Source organism: Saccharopolyspora sp. NPDC047091 (genome assembly GCF_040643635.1).
GTDB lineage: Bacteria > Actinomycetota > Actinomycetes > Mycobacteriales > Pseudonocardiaceae > Saccharopolyspora_C.
On record NZ_JBEYUS010000042.1, the window covers coordinates 16,013 to 36,255 of the forward strand.

The 20,243-nt window shown below is 69.9% G+C and carries 6 protein-coding genes; 2 read left to right on the forward strand and 4 right to left on the reverse strand.

The genetic code is table 11. From position 1 onward, the window contains the following. From ABZ805_RS18615 to ABZ805_RS18630, 4 genes are all read right to left on the reverse strand, one after another. Entirely contained in the window at nucleotides 1-13,011 is a 13,011-nt protein-coding gene (locus ABZ805_RS18615; protein WP_358441542.1) for an amino acid adenylation domain-containing protein, read from the reverse strand. Nucleotides 13,012-13,065: 54 nt separating this feature from the next. Further along, nucleotides 13,066-13,329: an acyl carrier protein gene (locus ABZ805_RS18620; RefSeq protein WP_358441545.1), complete on the reverse strand. Its 264-nt coding sequence runs from the start codon at nucleotides 13,327-13,329 to the stop codon at nucleotides 13,066-13,068. Then, nucleotides 13,326-15,107: a fatty acyl-AMP ligase gene (locus tag ABZ805_RS18625; protein ID WP_358441548.1), complete on the reverse strand. Its 1,782-nt coding sequence runs from the start codon at nucleotides 15,105-15,107 to the stop codon at nucleotides 13,326-13,328. The genes ABZ805_RS18620 and ABZ805_RS18625 overlap by 4 nt, the downstream gene beginning before the upstream one ends. Nucleotides 15,108-15,501: 394 nt before the next feature. Continuing rightward, nucleotides 15,502-16,725 carry a histidine kinase gene (locus ABZ805_RS18630; RefSeq protein ID WP_358441551.1) on the reverse strand — a complete coding sequence of 408 codons (1,224 nt, stop codon included), beginning with the start codon at nucleotides 16,723-16,725 and terminating at the stop codon, nucleotides 15,502-15,504. 111 nt (nucleotides 16,726-16,836) lie between these two features. Between ABZ805_RS18630 and ABZ805_RS18635 the strand changes: the two genes are divergently transcribed. Together ABZ805_RS18635 and ABZ805_RS18640 are read left to right on the forward strand one after the other, a co-directional pair. After that, nucleotides 16,837-17,580, forward strand: coding sequence for an ABC transporter ATP-binding protein (locus ABZ805_RS18635; RefSeq protein ID WP_358441554.1), 744 nt, complete (start codon nucleotides 16,837-16,839; stop codon nucleotides 17,578-17,580). Beyond that, nucleotides 17,580-20,087, forward strand: a complete 2,508-nt coding sequence (locus ABZ805_RS18640; RefSeq protein WP_358441556.1) for an ABC transporter permease — start codon at nucleotides 17,580-17,582, stop codon at nucleotides 20,085-20,087. The genes ABZ805_RS18635 and ABZ805_RS18640 overlap by 1 nt, the downstream gene beginning before the upstream one ends. Nucleotides 20,088-20,243 lie beyond the last annotated feature (156 nt).

The following is a 20,243-nucleotide window of genomic DNA, read 5'->3' on the forward strand; positions in this document are numbered from 1 at the left end:
TCAGTTCCCCCAGCCGGCTTGCAGGTCGGATTCGAACTCGTCGATCTCGTCCTGGTCGATCGCGTTCAGACCCACGTCGGACGGGGTCACGCCCCGGTCGCCGACCCGGTCCACGTGCGACACCAGTCCTTCGATCACCCGGAACCAGAGGTCCGCGAGCGTTCGCACGGACTCCTCGCCGAGCAGATCCCCTGCCCAGTTCCAGCTCGCGACCAGGCGGGAGCCGTCCTCGCCGTCGACCACACCGGCGTTGAGCTCGATCACGTGCGGCAACGGCAGATCAGGATGCTGGTCCGGCCCGGTGTCGAGACCGAGCTCCATCCCCCACTCGACCGCACCAGGCGCGTCGAAGCGGCCGAGATAGTTGAACGCCACCTGCGGTGCACGGCCCCGCGCCAGCGCAGGTCCGGTCTCGGGATCGAGGTGGCGGAGCAATCCGTACCCCATGCCCCGGTCGGGGAACCCGCGAAGTTGCTCCTTGATCCGGCGCACCGCGGTAGCCGCGGACTCGCCACCGGCGAGCAGGTCCGCGCGATCGACCTCACCCGGGTCGAGGCGGACCGGGTGCAGATCGGTGAACCACCCCACGGTGCGGGAGAGGTCCGCATCGCCGACGACGTCCTCCTGACGACCGTGCCCCTCCACGTCGAGCAGGAGCACCGACCCACCGTCGTGGGCCGCGTCCGCTCGCCAGGCGGTCACGGCGACCGCGAGCGCGGTGAGCAGCACGTCGTCGACGCCCGCCCGGAACGCCGCCGGGGCGGAGGCCAGCGCGGCGCCCGTCACCTCCGGCCCGAGAGTGCTCCGCCAGCGCCGTACCGTGCCGTAGGTGTCCCGCGCGGGGTCCAAGGCCCGTGAACCGAGCGGCGGGTCCGGGGTGTCCACCACGTCGGCCCAGAACGCGGTCTCCGAGCGACGCACCGGCAGCGTCGCGATCTCGGTGAGCCGACGCGCCCAGGACCGCAGTGAAGTACCCACCGGGGGCAGCATCGGCCGCTCACCTCGCGCGGAGGCCGCGTACGCCTCGGCCAGGTCACCGAGCAGGATGCGCCAGGAAACACCGTCCACCGCGAGGTGGTGCGCCACGATCAGCAGCCGGCCGGGCTCGTCGCGGCCGTGGTCGAGCCACACCACCGCGACCATCGCCGCGGCCTCGGGATCGATCCGCTCGCGGGCCAGCACCCCTTGCTCCCGCACTGCCGCCCCACGTCCGTCCGAGTCCTCGGCGGACACGTCGACCCGGCGGACGCGCTCGGCCGCCACGACCGCTCCGGCGGGAGGAACGTCCACCTCCGCACCCTCGCCGGTTCCCGTCAGCGCCATCCGCAGGGCGTCGTGCCGATCGAGCAGGACCTGCCACGTGTCGATCAGCACGTCGAGGTCCAGGTCCGCGGGCACGGTCACGACCTGCGTCTGCGTGAAGTGCTCGATCGGGCCACCGCGGTCGAGGAACCACCGGGCGATGGGGAGCATCGGCGCGGTGCCTACCGCGTCCTCGCCGTCGACCGCCACGGCACGGGCGTCGGTGACCACGCTCGCGAGCGAAGCGGCGGTCTGGTGCTCGAACACCTGCCGCAGCGTGATCGAGAGGCCTTCGCGGCGCGCCCGGCTGACGAGTTCGATGGACAGGATGCTGTCCCCGCCCAGGGCGAAGAACTCGTCGTCCGGCCGGACGTCCGCACGATGCAGGACCTCGGCGAACAGCCCGCGCAACACGCCCTCGACGCGCCCACCGGACGACGCTGCACCAGCGACCCCGGTACCGCGGTCCACGTCGACGGCGTCGGGTGACCCGAGTGCCTCGACCGCACCGCGACGGGTGCGGCGAACGCGGACGCCGGTGGGGTGCAGCACGTCGTGGACGAGTCCGGTCGGCGCCGCGACCGGCGCTGCCGGCGCCGGCGCCAGGCGCTCGACACCGCTGCCGGCCACGTGCAGTTCGCCGGGGACGCCCGTGGGCGCGAGGCGGCCTTCCGAATCGAGCACGAAGAAGTGCAGCAGCGGGGCGGCTTCCGACCAACCCAACGAGTCGACGACGGGACGCCATTCCTCGCCGAACTCCCCGCGGAGCAGGACCTTCTGCTCGTCCGGCAGGAACACGTCGAGGTCGGACACCCGACGCCGCGCATCGCGCACGACGGCGTCGAGCAGGATTTCGAAGCGCCGCGCGATGGTTCTCGCGGTCTCCTCGTCGAACAGGTCGTCGCTGTAGTGCAGGACCCCGGCGAGTCCGCGCGGTGAGCCGTCCTCGGCGCGAGCGCTGCGCACGGTGAAACCGAGGTCGAACTTCACCGAGCCGGTGTCGGTGGGCTGGGGTGACACGCGGAGGCCGTGCATTCCGTGCGCCGCGTCGAGAGCGGTCTGCTGATCGTCGTCGTCGAAGGTGAGCATGACTTGGAACAACGGATGCCGCGACAACGAACGCTGCGGATTCACCACCTCCACCACACGCTCAAAAGGCACATCCTGATGCGCGAACGCACCCAAATCCACCTCACGAACACGACCCACCACATCCACAAAAGACGGATCCCCCGACACATCCGCCCGCAACACCAACGTATTCACAAAGAACCCGACAACACCCCCCACCGCATCATCAACACGACCCGCCACAGGAGACCCCACCGGAACATCAACACCCCCACCCAACCGCGACAACAACACCACCAACGCCGCCTGCACCACCATGAACACACTCGCATCCACAGACCGCGCCAACCCCACCACACCAGCATGAACACCCGCAGAAACCCCGAACTCCACAGACCCACCCACACCAGACGACACCACCGGACGCACCCGATCCACCGGCAACACCAACTCACCCGGCACACCCGACAACACACCCGACCAATAACCCAACTGCCCCGCGATCACACTCCCCGCATCACCCTCAACACCCAAAAACCCCCGCTGCCACAACGCAAAATCCACATACTGAACATCCAACACACCCCACCCAGGCACACCCCCACACACCCGAGCCGAATACGCACACCCCACATCCCCCGCCAACACACCCAACGACCAACCATCCGACACCACGTGATGCACCAACAACAACAACACGTGCTCGTCCGGTGCGACGCGGTACAAGGTCATGCGCAGCGGCGGTGCGGCCGACAGGTCGAAGCAGTGGCGGACTTCCTCGTCCAACAGGGCACGGAGATTCGTCTCGTCCGTGTCGACCACGGCCAGTTCCGCGGCGGCCTGCCCGGCGTCGAGGACGACCTGGAACGGGCCATCGGCGTCCTCGGCGAACACCGTGCGAAGCGACTCGTGTCGTCCGACCACATCGGACAGTGCGGATCGGAGGGAATCGAGGTCGAGCGAACCGGAAAGCCGCATCGCCATCGGCAGGTTGTACGCGGCTCCAGGCTGGAGCTGATGCAGCAGCCACAGCCGCTGCTGCGCGAAGGACAGCGGAATGCGCGCCGGCCTGGGCCGTACGCGGACGACTCCGGCACGAGCGGCACCAGCGTCCTGGAGCGCCTCGGCAAGGCCGGCCACGGTGGGAGTCTCGAACACCTGCCGCAGCCCGGTCTCCACGCCGAGCAGCGAGCGGATCCGGCCGACCAGACGGGTCGCGAGCAGCGAGTGGCCGCCGAGCGCGAAGAAGTCGTCGTCGATGCTCACCCGCTCGGTACCGAGAACCTCCGCGACCAACTCGCACAGCCGTTCTTCCTCGGCGGTTCGCGGCGCGCGGCCGTCCGGTCGGTGTTCGCCGTCCGGTTCGGGCAGTGCCGCGCGATCCAGCTTCCCGTTCGCCGTCACCGGTAACGCGTCCAGGAGCACGACCGCCGCCGGCACCATGTGTTCCGGCAGGACCGTGCTCAAGGCGGTACGCACGTCCGCAGGACGAGGCGCGAGGTCGGGGTCGACGGCTACCACGTACGCGACCAGCCGGTCCTCGCCATGCACGTCGGGACGGGCGACGACCACCGCCGACGACACGTCGCGGTTCTCGCGCAGCGCGGCCTCGACCTCCCCCGGCTCGACCCGCATCCCGCGAATCTTCACCTGGTCGTCCGCACGTCCCAGGAACTCCAGGTACCCGCCCGAGGTCCACCGGGCCAGGTCGCCGGTCCGGTACATCCGGTCACCCGGCGCTCCGTGCGGATCGGCGACGAAGCGGTCGGCAGTGAGGCCGGGCCGGTCGAAGTAGCCGCGCGCGAGCTGAACTCCGCAGAGGTACAGCTCGCCCGCCACGTTGCCGGCGACCAGGTCGAGCTTGTCGTCCAGCACGCGGACCACGGTGTTCCACACAGGACGACCGATCGGGACGACCGCGTCACCACGCGCTGCGTCGTACTGCCACCAGGTGACGTCGACCGATGCCTCGGTCGGGCCGTACAGGTTGTCCAACCGGGCGTCCAGAACGGCCCTTCCCCGCTTCGCGAGATCGCCCGGCAACGCTTCGCCACTGCACAGGACGCGCCGCAACGTCGTGCATTCCGCGGCCTCGGGCACGTCGAGGAAGGCCGCCAGCATGGGAGGAACGAAGTGGACCGTGGTGACGCGCTCGCGCTGGATGAGGGAGGCGAGGTACGCGGGGTCGCGGTGTCCCAGGGGCGCGGCCAGTACCAGGCTCGCTCCGGTGATCAGCGGCCAGAAGAACTCCCACACCGACACGTCGAAACCTGTCGGTGTCTTCTGGAGGACCCGGTCGTCCGCCTCCAGTCCGTACTCGCCCTGCATCCAGTCGAGCCGGTTGACGATCCCCGCGTGATCGACGACCACGCCTTTCGGCCGCCCGGTCGAACCCGAGGTGTAGATGACGTAGGCCGGATTGCCCGGGAGCACGGCGTCCGACCCGGTCCGGGCGAGATCGGACCCGTCACGCTGATCGAGGTTCGCGCGGACGTCCGCCGAGTCCACGACGATGCGGGGCACTCCGTCGCTCGTCGACGGGAGGAACCGCTCGGTCTCCTCGGTCGTCAGCAGAACGTCCGGACGAGCGTCGCCGAGCAGGAACGCGATGCGCTCGGCGGGATGGTCCGGATCGATCGGTACGTAGGCCGCGCCGGACTTCAGCGCCGCGAGGAGGCCGACGACCAGCTCGGGAGAACGCGGCACGGCCACCGCGACCCGCCGTTCCGGTCCCGCTCCGTGTTCGACCAGCAGCCGTGCGAGCCGGTTCGCACGCTCGTTGACCTGCTGGTAGGACAGGTCGACCTCGTCGAAGCGAACCGCGACGCGGTCGGGTGTCCGCCGCACCTGCTGCTCGAATCGCTGTGGGAGACATCCGCCCTCGGTGGGGTGGTCGGTGTCGTTCCAGGAACCGAGCAGGGCGCCGCGTTCCTCGTCCGTCAGCACGTCGACGGCGCTCACCGGCAGGTGCGGGTTGGCGACCACTTCTTCGAGGACCTGAACCAGGCGTTGGGCCAGTTGTTCTGCCGTGGAGCGATCGAACAGGTCGGCGCTGAACTGGAGCAGCCCCCGCATTCCGTCCGGTGAGCCGTCCTGGCACCGTCGTTCGCCGAAGCCGAACATGAGGTCGAACTTCGCGGAGCCGATGTCGACGACCTCCGCGGTCGCCCCGTGACCGAAGCGGGCGGCCACCGCCTCGACCGCGCCTTCGGCGGCGGTGTTGTCGAAGGTGAGCATGACTTGGAACAACGGATGCCGCGACAACGAACGCTGCGGATTCACCACCTCCACCACACGCTCAAAAGGCACATCCTGATGCGCGAACGCACCCAAATCCACCTCACGAACACGACCCACCACATCCACAAAAGACGGATCCCCCGACACATCCGCCCGCAACACCAACGTATTCACAAAGAACCCGACAACACCCCCCACCGCATCATCAACACGACCCGCCACAGGAGACCCCACCGGAACATCAACACCCCCACCCAACCGCGACAACAACACCACCAACGCCGCCTGCACCACCATGAACACACTCGCATCCACAGACCGCGCCAACCCCACCACACCAGCATGAACACCCGCAGAAACCCCGAACTCCACAGACCCACCCACACCAGACGACACCACCGGACGCACCCGATCCACCGGCAACACCAACTCACCCGGCACACCCGACAACACACCCGACCAATAACCCAACTGCCCCGCGATCACACTCCCCGCATCACCCTCAACACCCAAAAACCCCCGCTGCCACAACGCAAAATCCACATACTGAACATCCAACACACCCCACCCAGGCACACCCCCACACACCCGAGCCGAATACGCACACCCCACATCCCCCGCCAACACACCCAACGACCAACCATCCGACACCACGTGATGCACCAACAACAACAACACGTGCTCGGTCACGCGATTCGGATCGCCGTCGGAATGCACGACGAAAAGAGTGGGGCGCAGGGGAATGTCGGTCGCGAGATCGAATCCGACCTGTCCGCGCGAGACGAGTTCACCTCGCAGGTCGCTCTCGGACACCTCGACCGTGGTGAAACCGAGTCGTACCGACTCCGGTGCCAGCACGACCTGGAACGGCCCTTCGTCGTCCTCCCCGAAGACCGTTCTCAGCGACTCGTGTCGCTCGACCACATCGGACAGTGCCGCTCGCATCGCCGCGTGGTCGACCGCGCCGGGGATCCGGAGCGCTACCGGCGTGTTGTACTGCGAACGCGGCCCCTCCATGCGGTTGAGGAACCACAACCGCTGCTGGGCGAACGACAGCGGTAACCGCTCGGGACGCGGCAGGGCCACGACAGGTGGCCGGGACGACCCGGTGCTCGTCTCGATCACGGCGGCCAGGCCGGCCACGGTCGGAGCGGTGAACAGCTGGCGGATCGTGACGTCCACGCCGAAGGTCGACCGGATGCGACCGGCGAGTGTCGTACCGAGCAGGGAATGACCGCCCAGGTGGAAGAAGTTGTCATCGATGCCGACCTGCGGCAGTCCGAGGACGTCCGCGAACAGCTCGCACAGGAGTCCCTCCTGCGGAGTCCGCGGCCCGCGCCCGTGCGTCCGGACCACTTGCTCCGGTGCCGGCAGGGCGGCCCGATCCACCTTGCCCGCGACGGTCACCGGCATCTCGTCCAACGGCACGAACACGGCGGGAACCATGTATTCGGGAAGCCCGTCCTCCACGTGCGCCCGCAGGACCACGTCCGCGACAGGCCGTTCGCACACCACGTAGGCCACCAGACGCGACCCGCCGGAGCCGTCCGCACGCGGCACGACCACGACGTACCGGACGTCGCGGTGTCGCTGCAGAACGGACTCGATCTCACCCAGCTCGACCCGGAAACCGCGGATCTTGACCTGGTCGTCGGTCCGCCCTGCGAACTCCAGCTCGCCGTGCCGGTTCCACCGCACCACGTCACCGGTGCGGTACATCCGAGAGCCCGGTGCTCCGAAAGGATCAGGTACGAATCGCTCGGCGGTGAGTCCCGGCCTGTTCAGGTACCCGCGCGCGAGCCCGGAACCCGCGGCGTACAGCTCTCCGCGCACGCCGATCGGCACCGGCCTCAGTCCGGTGTCCAGGACGTACACCGTGGTGTTGGTCGAAGGAACACCGATCGGCACGGGATCGGTCACCGGTCGCTTACAACGACGGCTCGACACGTCCACAGTGGTCTCGGTCGGACCGTAGGCGTTGAACAGCGTGTGGTGGCGAGCCCAGCGGGTAGCGACCTCGGCGGGCAGGCTGTCGCCCGCCGACACCACGCGCAGCCCCTGGGGAACGGTTTCCGGCTGCATCACCGCCAGTGCCGCCGGAGGCAGCGTGACGTGCGTGATCTTCTCGTCCTCCAGCAGCCGCCGGAGTGCGTCGCCGGGGTTTCGACCCTCCTCGGAGGGCAGCACGAGGCACGCACCCGACAAGTGCGCCATGCACATCTCGGAGACCGACGCATCGAATCCTGGCGACGCGAACTGGAGGACCCTGCTGGATTCGTCGACTTCGAAGGCGGCGATCTGGGTCCGAGCGAGGCTCGCGACGCCTTCATGAGTCACCACCACCCCCTTGGGCCGACCGGTGGACCCGGAGGTGTGGATCACGTAGGCGGCGCGGCGCGACCGCACTCCTCCTCGCTCGGTCGCGGACAGGTCGGCCCCGGCGCAGCCCGTGACGGCGGCCTCGACGGCTGGGTCGTCCAACGACAGCACCGGTGACGCGGTCTTCGGAAGCATCCGGACGTGCGCGGAGTCCGTCACCACGAGCACCGGCTCGGTGTCCTCCAGGATCAGGCCGATCCGGTCGGACGGTTGGGTGGGGTCGATCGGCGCGTAGGCTCCGCCGGCCTTCATGGCCGCGAGCAGCGCGACGACGAGTTCGGGCGAACGCGGCAGGGCGAGGGCGACGACGGAATCGGGCCGTACTCCTCGACTGACGAAGTGCCGCGCCAGGCGGTTCGCTCGTGCGTTGAGGTCCGCGTAGGACAGTTCGCCGTCCCACCACCTGAGGGCGGTCGCCGAGGGGGTTTCGGCCGCCTGCCGTTCGAACAGCTCGGGCCAGGTTCCCTCCACCTCGTGCCGGGAACCGTTCCACTCCACGAGGGTCCGCTGCCGCTCACCGGGCATGAGGACGTCCAGCGTCGAGAGCGTGCGGTTCGGCTCGGCGATGACGTGTTCCAGCACGTGCTGGAGTCGTGCCGCGATGAGCAGCGCCGTCTCGGGGTCGAAGAGATCGCTGCTGTAGCGCACCCCGCCTTCCAGACCCGCCGCCGCACCGTCCGGCGAGAACGTCTCGCCGAGGTCGATCGACAGGTCGAACTCCGCGCCCCCGGTGTCGGTGTCGAGCAACTCCACCTGCACCCCGGGTGCCGCGTTCACCGCGTCGAGACCGTCCTGGCGAAAGGTGTTCTGCCAGCTCAACATCACCTGGAACAGCGGGTGGCGCGACAGCGAGCGCGTCGGTTGCAGTGCCTCCACCAGCCGCTCGAACGGAACGTCCTGGTGCGCGTAGGCCGCCAGGTTCGTGTCCCGAACCCGGTCGAGCAGGTCGAGGAATGCGGGGTCGCCGGAGGTGTCGGTGCGCAGGACCAGGGTGTTGACGAAGACACCGACGAGTTCGTCGACGGCACCGTGCGTGCGTCCGGCGATCGGGATGCCGATCGGGAGGTCCGTGCCCGCCCCCATCCGCGACAGCAACGCCGCGAAAGCGGCTTGCACGACCATGAAGACACTCGTGCGGCTCTGCCTCGCCAGGGCGCGGACGCCGTCGTGCACCGCGGCCGGGATCGCGAACTCCAGGCGCCGGCCCTGATGGGAGGCGACGGCGGGGCGCGGCCGGTCTGTCGGGAGCGGCAACTCGTCGGGGGCGTCCCGGAGTTCCTCGGTCCAGAACGCCATCTGTCGAGCGAGGACGCTGCCGGGATCGTTCTCCGAACCGAGAACCTCCCGCTGCCACAGGGAGAAGTCGGCGTACTGCACGGCCAGCGCCCGCCAACGGGGCGCACGTCCGTCGCGCCGGTCGGTGTAGGCGATGGTGAGGTCGTGCACCAGACGTTGCATGGACCAGCCGTCACCAGCGACGTGGTGGACGACGAGCAGCAACACGTGCTCGGCCGGAGCGTCGACCACGTCGAACAGCCGCGCGCGCAGCGGAGGGTCGACCGTGAGATCGAAGTGCTCGCGCACCGCGCGGGCGAGCTCCTCGTCGAGGTCGTTCCGGTCGACGCGCACCACCGGCAGAGCCGTCGTGGACTCGGCCACCGGGAGCACGATCTGGTGCAGTCCGTCGTCGTCTTCGGCGAACACGGTGCGCAACGTCTCGTGCCTCGCCACCACATCGGACAGCGCGCGGTGGAGCGCCGGAACGTCGAGGTCACCGGTCAGACGTAGTGGCACGGGAATGTTGTAGGTCGCGCTGCCGCCGTCGAGGCCGTCGAGGAACCACCAGCGGTGCTGGGCGTACGACACCGGCACCCGATCCGGGCGGCCCCGCTCGGCGAGCGGCGGCAGCTCGCCGATCCGTTCCGCCCCGCCGATCAGCGCTACGAGGTCTGCCACCGTCGGCGACTCGAAGAGCTGCCGGATCGGCAGGTCCACCCCGAAGGTGGCCCGGACTCGCGCGACCAGTTTCGTCGCGAGCAGCGAATGCCCACCGAGGGCGAAGAAGTCGTCGTCGATGCTCACGCCGGTCACATCGAGAACGTCCGCGAACAGCCCGCACAACAGCTCGTCCTCGGGGCCGCGCGGACCACGGCCGGCCGGTCGCGTGGTCGTCGTGGGCTGCGGAAGTGCCTTGCGGTCGACCTTGCCGTTGGCGTTCAACGGCAGGGCGGCGAGGACCGTCACGGTGGGGACCATGTACTCCGGCAGCACCCGCCGGAGGTGCTCCCGCACCTCGTGGGCCGTCTCCGCTCCGGTCTCGGCCACCACGTACGCGACCAGGCGCTGGTCGCCGGGCTGGTCCTCGCGCAGCAGCACCACCGCCTGGCCCACACCGGGGTGGCGCAGCAGCACCGATTCGATCTCGCCCAGTTCGATGCGGAAGCCACGCACCTTCACCTGCGAGTCGGCACGGCCGACGAACTCCAGTTCCCCGCGTTCGTTCCAGCGCACCAGGTCACCGGTGCGGTACATCCGGGAACCGGCGGGACCGTGGGGGTCCGCGACGAACCGTTCCGACGTGAGGGCCGGCCGTTCCCAGTAACCCCGCGCGAGCACGGAACCGGCGACGTACAGCTCCCCCACCGTGCCCTGGAGCACCGAGCGCAGGCTGCCGTCGAGAACGTAGGCACGGCTGTTCGGGAACGGGCGTCCGATCGGCACCGCGCCGGACGGCGTCGGCACTCCCGGTTCGAGCCGGTGCTCGGTGACGTTGACCGTCGCCTCGGTGGGTCCGTAGGCGTTGCACACCGTCACGTCGGGGAACCGCGACCGCCACGAGTCCAGGGCACCACCGAACAGGGCCTCGCCGCCCAGGATCAGGCATCCGCTCGGGGAAGCCTCGTCCGGCAACGCCTCCAGCATCTCCAGGTGGCTCGGCGTCGCCTTCAGCAATGCCGGTCGACCCGCCGCACGCACCTCGGACTCGGTCAGGTCCGCCAGGCGCACGCATCCGCCGCTCACCAGCGGGGTGAACAGCGCGGTGACCGTGAGGTCGAACGCGAGCGGAGAGTGCAGCAAGGAGGACTCGCCCGCGCCGGGGTAGGCCGTGCGAGCACGTGCCAGGTACCCGGCCACCGACCGGTGCTCGACGACCACGCCCTTGGGATGCCCGGTGGATCCCGACGTGTAGATGACGTAGGCGGGGTGTCGCGGGCTGATCGGGCAGAGGCGATCAGCATCCGAAAGGGCGTACGACGGCAGTGCCGCGAGTTCCGGGGCGGCGAGCGCTTCGGCGAGGACGGCGACCTCGGCGTCGCCGGTGGACACCGAGTCCGCCGCCTCGCCGGAGGTGAGGATCAGCGCCGGGGAGCAATCGTCGATCACGTACCGGATCCGCTCGGCCGGATGGTCCTGGTCGACGGGCACGTAGGCGGCGCCCGACTTCAGCACGGCCAGCATCGCGGCGACCGCCTCCACCGAGCGCGGCAGCACGAGCGCGACGAAGGATCCCGCGCCGATGCCACGAGCACGCAGATACCGGGCGAGCCGGTTCGTGACGGCGTCCAAGTCCCGATAGGACATCCTCGCGTCGGACGACCACAGCGCGAGCGCCTCGGGAGTGGCCCGCGCCTGCCGGGCGAACAGGTCCGGCAGCAGGACCGAAGCCCTGTCGTCGGTCTCGCCGGAGCCGAGTTCGAGTGCGGCGCGACGACGATCGTCGTCCGGTCCGGGCAACGCGCCGATCGGCTTGTCCGCCCCGGACAGGAGCGTGCGGAGGAAGCTCAGGAAACCATCCCGGTGTGCGCGCACGGCATCGCCGTCGAGCACGTGCGGGTTGCCGTCGAAGTCGACTCGGACACCGCTCGAACCGTCGGCGGTTCCGTAGGCGTGCACCGACACGTCGCGCACCCGGCCGGTGGACAGCTGCCGCGCGACCACCTCGTGCCCGTCGAACTGGACGGTCTGGTCGAAGGTGACGACGTTGACCACCGGACTCGCCGACGCCCCGGAGCGACCTCGCCGGAGTTCGGCGTGCAGGTCCTCGCCCCGGTACCGCTGGTGCGTGATCGCGCGCAGCACCTGCCGGGCGGTGTCCCCGACCAGTTCCTCGAAACGTCGCCACGGGCCGACTCGCACGCGCAGCGGAAGTTCGTTGGACATCATCGCGGGCGTGGCCATCGCGGCCGGTGTCGTCCGCGCCGACAGCGGCAGCCCTAGCACCACGTCCTCGGCACCGGTGCATCGGTGCACGTAGGCGGCCATCGCCGCGAAGAAGACCACGGGCCACCGCGTCCTGGCCGTACGCGCCACCGCCAGCATGTCCTCGACATCGACTCGGTCGAGCCACACGGTGTCGGTGAGTTCGCCGTGGGCCGGCGGTGCCGAGCCGTCGTCGAAGACGGCCGGGATCGGCTCGTCGGCGAAGACACCGCACCAGTACTCGCGGTCGCGGTCGTGCCGGGGCGAGGCGCGGTACGCCTCTTCTTCCGCGAGCAGCTCCGCCCACTCACCGAACGGTGCGACCGCGGGCTCCACGTCGGGCGAGCCGTCGGCGAACGAGGTGTAGAGGTCCGCGATGCGACGGCAGTGCAATGTCTGCCCCCACCCGTCGATCAGGATGTGGTGGTAGCGGAAGTACACGAATTCCCGCCCGGGCGCACGGAGCAGCGCGTGTGCGAACAACGCGCCGTGCTCCCAGTCCTGGGGCGCGCGGACCTCGGCACGCATCCACTCAAGGCACTCCGCCACCGATTCGCAGTCGACGACCGTCAACGTGGCCGTCGTGGCGCGCGGCACCTGGCGCACACCGTCCACATCGGACACGAATCGCATCCGCAGCGCGTGGGTCTCCTCCACCGCCCGGGTCACGGCCTTGCGCAGCCGATCGGCGTCGAGCGCGCCTTCGACCTCGAAGTACACGGCGCAGTGGTAGAGCGACGTCTCCGGTTGTAGTTGCTGGGCGACCCACACACCCTGCTGCGCGGCCGACAACGCGAAACCGGCCTCGGACTTCGGCACCGTGCACTCTCCTCGGATGGAACGGGTGGGCGCGCCCACGGTCTTGACTCGGTTTCAGCGGGGGGTCGCGCCGAGTTCCGCCAGATGGCTCGCGAGGGCGGCGACGGACGGGTGTTCCCAGGTCACGGCCGGGTCGAGTACGAGGTCCCAACGGTCCTCGATCTCCGCGACCAGCGCCGCTGCCCGGACGGAATCCAGCCCGTGATCACCGAGCTCCGCCTCGACCGCGATCTCGGACGGCGGCCGATCCAGGAGCGCAGCCACGCGTTCGGCCAGCCACGCCTGGAGTTGCGCTCGACTCGTGCTCGTCGTGCTCATCCGGCTACCGCCGTCTCCGCCGCGTGCTCGGGTGCCCGCACCGTCCGGACCGGCAGGCGCGAGTCCACTTCCGCATACCGGGCTTCGAGTTCGCCCGCGCAGAACGAGGACTTCATCTGAGCGCGCTCGATCTTGCCGCTGGTGGTCCGCCGCACCGCCCCCCTGCCCAGCAGCACCACTCCACCGACCGGAACACCGAACTCGCGGGACACCGTCCGCCTGATCGCGGTGGCAAGCTCCGCGAGGTCTCGCGGGGCCGGGTTGCCCCGCACTTCGTGCGTGATCACGACGGCCGCGTCGTCCCCGGGCACGTCGACGTCGAACACCGCGCCCACGTTGCCCAGTTCGGGGTGCTGCGAGCGGACTTCCTGCTCGACGTCGTGCGGGTAGAGGTTCCGTCCACGTAGGACCATCACCTCCTTCAACCGGCCGGTGACGTAGAGTTCGCCGTCCACCACGGTGCCGAGATCCCCGGTACGCAGGAACTCACCGTCGCCGTCCGCGGTTGTGGCGCGGAAGGTCCGCTCGGTGGCGGCAGCGTTGTTCCAGTAGCCGCGGGCGACGCTGGCACCCCGCAGCCACAACTCACCGATCGCGCGTTCCGGCAGGGTCTCGCGACTGAGCGGATCGACGACGACCACGTCGTGGCTCTCGGCGGCGAAGCCGTTGCTGGGAAGCACCCGGCCGGCCGCGTCCTCGGGGACCGGTGCGAACACGTCGCGGTCGAGCTCGCCGCGCGCCACCCGGGCGGTCACCGGCTCACGAGGAGCCGAGCCGGACACGAACACCGTCGCTTCCGCGAGTCCGTAGCAGGCGCACTGCGCCTCGGTCCGGAAACCCGCCGGGGCGAACCGCTCCGCGAACTCCTCCATCGTGGACACCCGCACCGGCTCGGAGCCGTTCACGGCGTACCGCCAGCGGGACAGGTCGAGCTCCGCGACCTGGTCGTCACTGGTGCGCCGGGCGGCCAATTCGTAGCCGAAGTTCGGCGCGGGCGACCACGCCACGTCGTAGCGATCGATCATCTGGAGCCACTGGTGCGGACGTTTCAGGAAGGACGTCGGGCTCATCAGCACGCAGGTGCTCCCGAGGAACAGCGCGGGCAGGGTCTGCGCCATCAGCCCCATGTCGTGGTACTGCGGCGCCCAGCCGCCGAATCGCGTGCCGTCGTCCACCTGGAGCGTGGTGCAGAGCGCCTCGGCGTTGACGAGGAGGTTGGCGTGGCTGACCACGACTCCCTTGGGCGATCCGGTGGAGCCGGAGGTGTACTGCAACAGCGCGACGTCGTCCCGCACCGTCGCCGGGGCGGTCCAGCTCGCGGGATCGGCGATGCCGCCGGAGTCGGTGGCGAGGACGTCGATCTCGCCCAGCTGCTCGCCCGCGAAGCGTGCGACGGCGTCCAGGTTGCTGAGGTCGGTCAGGACCGCGCTCACGCCTGCGTCGGAGGCGATGCCCCGAACCCGTCGCCGCTCGTGGTGGTACCGCCCCGGCAGTGGGGCGGGCACCGCGACCATTCCCGCGTAGAGGCATCCGAGGAACCCGGTGGTGAAGTCGGCCGGTGGGTAGAGCAGCAGGATTCGCGACCCGACCGCGAAACGCTCCCGCAGCCACACCGCGACGGTGCGGGCGCGCTCGTCGAGCGTCGCGTAGCTGAGGTGGTCGGCCTCCCGTGCGCTCGCGTCGTGGACCCGCACCACCGCGTCCTGCCCGGGACGGGACGCGGCCTGGTGGCGAAGCAGCGCCGTCACGCTGCTCCACCGTCCGATGTCGACGACCATGCGCGGATTCCCCCTAACGTGGCGGCACCCGCTCGTGGCGGTTCCGCGGAACAAGAGAAACGGCGAGGGAACCGCGAAAACTCAGCGTGTGCCACGCCTCGCGTGACACCGCGCCGAAGCCCCCAGCTCCTCGTGGTGTGCCGCGCGTCTGCGAGCAGGTCGGCAACGCACCGGCATGAACCGATCGGAAGCTATCCGCGCACGTGAACGCCGGTCAAGGTTCGTAAGTCAGCGCAAAAAGGAACGAACGACCGCCTGGCACAAGGAGGTTCGGACCCGGCTGGATCGGACCCGATTTCGATGGCGAAGGATGCGGTGACCATGCGCCCGCGCAGTGGAGTGCTCCTCCGTCAGCCTGCCGGCCGGGCGTGCGGGTGATCGATACGACAGCTCGTCACGCCGGTCCCCGAGTGGACTCGCCGGACTCCACCGGAGTGGTCGGCAACGTCGCCTGGACGGAGAACCCACCGTCCGGGGTCGGCCCGGTGGTGAGCGTGCCGTGCAGCAGTCCCACCCGCTCGTGCAGGCCGACCAGTCCGAGACCGCTGCCCGGCAGCCCCTCCGGTGCCCGTTCCGGAGCCGCGTTACTGACACCGACCTCCACCGCGGACGCCAGGTACCGCACCGTCACCTCGGTCCTGGCGGTTCCGGCGTGCTTGTGCACGTTGGTGAGCGCTTCTTGGACGAGCCGGTAGGCGGTGTGGTCGACCATCGCGGGCAACGCCACAGGCGTGCCTTCGCACCGATAGCGAACGTCGAGGCCAGCGGAGCGAGACCGTTCCACCAGATCCTCGATGTCCGCCACGGTGGCCTGCGGCTGCAGCTGGATCTCCGACGGGTGGAGTCGCAGCACGCCGAGCACCTCGCGGAGCTGGCCCAGCGCCTCCCGGCCGGTGCGGCGGATCAGCGCGGCCTCGTCCGCCAGCAGTTCGTTCGGCGAGTTCGCCTCGATCGCGCCCGCGTGGAGCACCATCAGCGACACCCGGTGCGCCACCACGTCGTGCATCTCGCGGGCGATGCGAGAGCGCTCCTGCGCGCGGGCTTGCTCCGCGCGGGCCTCCTGCGACCGCAGAAGCTGCTGGGTGCGTTCCCGCAGCCCCTCGACGACCTGCCGTCGCGCTTTCACCCACAGCCCGATGAACAACGGCAGCACGACGAACAGGGCGACCCCGCCGAAGGAACTCTGGATGGAGTCCCACCCGACGTCCGGCCGCCCCACCCGCACGAGAGTGGGTGCCATGACCGCTGCCGTCGCCGCGACCGCGTAGGTCGCGAGGACGAACGAGCGCAGGCGCAACGCCGCCCAGAACGACGCGACGCAGAGCAACGGCCAGAGCGAGGCGATCAACCAGGTACCGAACGCGAGTGCGTACAGCGGCCACGACCAGCGAGGCACCAGCCAGGTCACGACCGCCGAGAGGGTGGCGATCAGCAGGGTCAGGGCGAGGCCCGGAATCGAGGTGGACGCGGCCGGTTCGGCTACCAACGCTCCGGCGGGGAGGAAGGTCGCGACGAACACCGCAAGGCACACCGCCACGGCGAGCACGCGGTCGGCCGTCGACCACGACCGGTCCTTCGCGTCGAGCTGCTGGGCTTCCGAGCGCGCCTTGGGGTCCACGCGCCGAGCGTAACGGCCGTCCGACGTCCCTTTTCGAGGCGCGACTTTAGTTGCAGATCATCTATCCGATCGGCCGACGGCAGCGAACCTCCCGGGCACGACGCTGTGCGGATGACTCAAACGACCGCTGCCGTCCGTGCAGCCGGATTGACCAAGGTGTACGGCCATGACCAGGCGCGCGTCGTGGCGCTCGACAGCGTCGACGTGGAGTTCCGCAGCGAGCAGTTCACCGCCATCATGGGACCGTCCGGGTCGGGCAAGTCGACGCTGATGCACTGCGTCGCGGGACTCGACCACCCCAGCGATGGTGAGGTCTTCGTCGGCGGCACCGCCCTGACCGGCCTCGACGACGTCGCCCTCACCGAGCTGCGCCGAGACCGGATCGGGTTCGTGTTCCAGGCGTTCAACCTGCTCCCCACGCTGACCGCCTGGGAGAACATCACGCTCCCGCTGGACCTCGCCGGGCGCAGGCCCGACCCGCAGGTGGCCGAATCGATCATCGAGGCGATCGGCTTGCGGGACCGGCTCAGCCACCGGCCGAGCGAACTCTCCGGCGGCCAGCAACAGCGAGTGGCATGCGCCCGCGCCCTCATCACCCAGCCGGACGTGGTGTTCGCCGACGAACCGACCGGTGCGCTCGACTCCAGGTCGTCGTCGGACATCCTGTCCTTCCTCCGACGCAGCGTGGACGACTTCGACCGCACCGTGGTCATGGTGACCCACGAGCCGATGGCCGCTACCTACGCGGACCGGGTGCTGTTCCTCGCCGACGGCCGCCTGGTGGACGAGATGTACGCACCGACCGCCGAAGGCGTGCTGGACAAGATGAAGTCTCTGGAAAAGGTCGGTCTCTGATGCTGCGAGCAATGCTGCGCGATCTCCGCGCGCACCGGGGCCGCCTGGCCATGACCTTGGTCGCGATCGCGCTCGGCGTCGCGTTCGTCGTCGCGAGCTTCGTCGTCTCCGACTCACTGGCCAAGACGCTCGCCGGACAGACCGCCCGGGGTGGGGTCGACGTGTCGGTGCAGACCGCGGCCCAGGACCCGGATCTGACGTTCGCCGACCGCGACGCGTTGGCCGCCACGAACGGCGTCGCCGGGGCGCACGGCGTGATCGCCGGACGTGCGGGTGTGGTGGGCACCGACGGCAAGCTGGTCTCGACGGGCACGGACCTGGCGGGCACGAACTGGGACGAGACCGGCCGGTTCACCCTCGTTGACGGGCGAGGGCCGCAGCGTCCGGGCGAGGTGGCCCTCGCCGAGTCGCGCGCCGGCGAGGCACGACTCGCCCTGGGCGATCGTGCCCGGATCGTGCTCGGCGACGGCCGCATCGACGAGCCCATCGTCGTCGGGCTCTTCCAGTACTCCGCGCTGGGGCCCGATGCCGCGGGCCGCTCCGAGCACGTTCCGTCCATCGCCTACGACGGAGCGACCGCGGCGGCGCTCGTCGGGGACCGCTTCGACCGCATCGAACTCACGAGCACCCCCGGAACCGGACCCAGCGCGCTGCGCCAGGCCGCCGAGCAGACCATCGGAGCCGGGCACGCCACCGACGAGTACAGCGTGTCCACCGGTGCCGAGCTGGTCACGAACGCCGAGCAGGCCGCGGACAAGACGGCGTCGGACACACTCGCGCAACTGCTGCCCTTCGCGGCGATCGCGCTGTTGGTCGGGATGTTCGTCATCACCAACACCTTCAGCCTCCTGGTGACCCAGCGAACAAGGCAGTTCGCGCTGCTCCGCGCGGTAGGTGCCCATCGCAGGCAGGTCCGGTCGAGCGTGGTGGTCGAGGCGACCGCGCTCGCGTGCGTCGGGGCGACGATCGGCACGGTGCTCGGGATCGGGCTCGGCCTGATCGTGTTCCGGTTCATGCAGCCCGAGGGCGACGTGGTCCGCTACGGAGTTCCGCCGCTCGGCGTCGGGTCGGGCTACCTGGTGGCGGTCCTGGTGACCGTCGCGGCGGCTTACGGTGCCGCCCGGCGCGCGGCGGCAGTCTCCCCGATGGCCGCGCTGCGCAACGACGCGGTGACGTCGAAACGCCCGCACACCCGCCAGTCCATCGCCGGTGGAATCTGCGTGGTCGCGGGCCTCGTCGCGATCGTGGCCACCGCGTCTCCCGGTCTCGGCACCCTCGAACGGATGATCGCGATCGGCGGTGCCGTGCTGTGCACGGGCGGGGTGCTGCTGCTGACTCCGGTCGCAGCCGGCGCGCTGCGCCCTCTCGCCGGCTGGTCACAGCGCTGGGGAGGCCCGGCGACACGGCTCGGGATGCGCAACGCGGCCCGCGACCCCCGGCGTACGGCCGCCACCGCGACCACCCTGATGGTCGGGCTCGGGCTCGTGTGCGCCTTCGCGACGCTCAGCTCCAGCCTGGCCACGATGGTGACGGCCTCGATCCGGCTGAACATCCCGGTGACCTCGACGGTGCTGGAACCGGCCGCCGGTGGTGCCGCCACCCTCGGCCCCGGTGTGGTCGGGGAGCTCAGGTCGCTGCCCGCCGTCTCCACCGTCCTCGCCAGCAGGGACACCTTCGCCGAGATCCGGCACGAGGGTGGCACGAGCGAGCGCATCGTCTCCGCGATCGACCGCGAGGGCCTGGGCGAGGTGCTCACGCCGAAGATCACCGAAGGAACCGACGACGTGTCGCGCGGTGCGATCATCGCGCAGAACGAGGCGAACATGCTCGGCCTCGAGGTCGGCGACCCGCTCGAACTGGTCGTCGAGGGAACGCCGGTGAAGACCGAGGTGGTCGGCGTCTACGACGCCACCGAAGCACAGGCGAGCATCTTCTTCGACCAGGCCCTGGCACCGCCGAACCTGCGCGACCACGTCACGACGGTCTACGCCGGCGGCCCCGATCCGCAGGCCGCACGCGAGGCCATCGCGACCGCCTTCCAGAGCCGTCCCGAGATCTCGATCACCGATCGGGACGGGGTGATCGCCGACCGGGTGGAGGAGTTCCGGTACGGCCTGCTGGTCATGTACGCGATGTTCGGCGTCGCGATCGTGATCGCCGTCTTCGGCGTCGTCAACACGCTCGCGCTGTCGGTGATGGAGCGGTCCCGCGAGATCGGCGTGACCCGCGCGGTCGGAGCCGGCCGCGCCCTCGTCCGCCGCACGATCCGGGTGGAGAGCATCGTGATCTCCCTGTTCGGCGGCATCCTCGGGGTCGGCGTGGGAATCGGTACCGGGACGGTGATGCAGCACGCGATGCTCGGGCAGGCGCTGTCCCGGGCGACGCTCCCGTGGACGCTGATCCTGCTCGCCCTGGTCGGGATCGTCATCGTCGGTGTGCTGGCCTCGCTGTGGCCCGCCCACCGGGCGGCGCGCACCAACATGCTGGAGGCGATCGGGTCCGACTGACCCGCCCGCCCGGTTCCCTCCCGTACCAGTGGGAGGGAACCTGCGCGTCGGCGTCCGGAGGCAGGTGAGCAGTGCCCAGCCGGCGGGCGCTTCTTCCAGTCCACACAGGACTGATTTCGCCGGCGCTTAACGGATGCCCCTGAGCGACCCGAAACC

Excerpts from the sequence above, each read along its gene's own strand:
- ABZ805_RS18620 (WP_358441545.1), bottom strand. The coding sequence starts at position 13,329 with ATGAGCACGACGAGCACGAGTCGAGCGCAACTCCAGGCGTGGCTGGCC.
- ABZ805_RS18640 (WP_358441556.1), top strand. The coding sequence starts at position 17,580 with ATGCTGCGAGCAATGCTGCGCGATCTCCGCGCGCACCGGGGCCGCCTG.
- ABZ805_RS18635 (WP_358441554.1), top strand. The coding sequence starts at position 16,837 with ATGACTCAAACGACCGCTGCCGTCCGTGCAGCCGGATTGACCAAGGTG.
- ABZ805_RS18625 (WP_358441548.1), bottom strand. The coding sequence starts at position 15,107 with ATGGTCGTCGACATCGGACGGTGGAGCAGCGTGACGGCGCTGCTTCGC.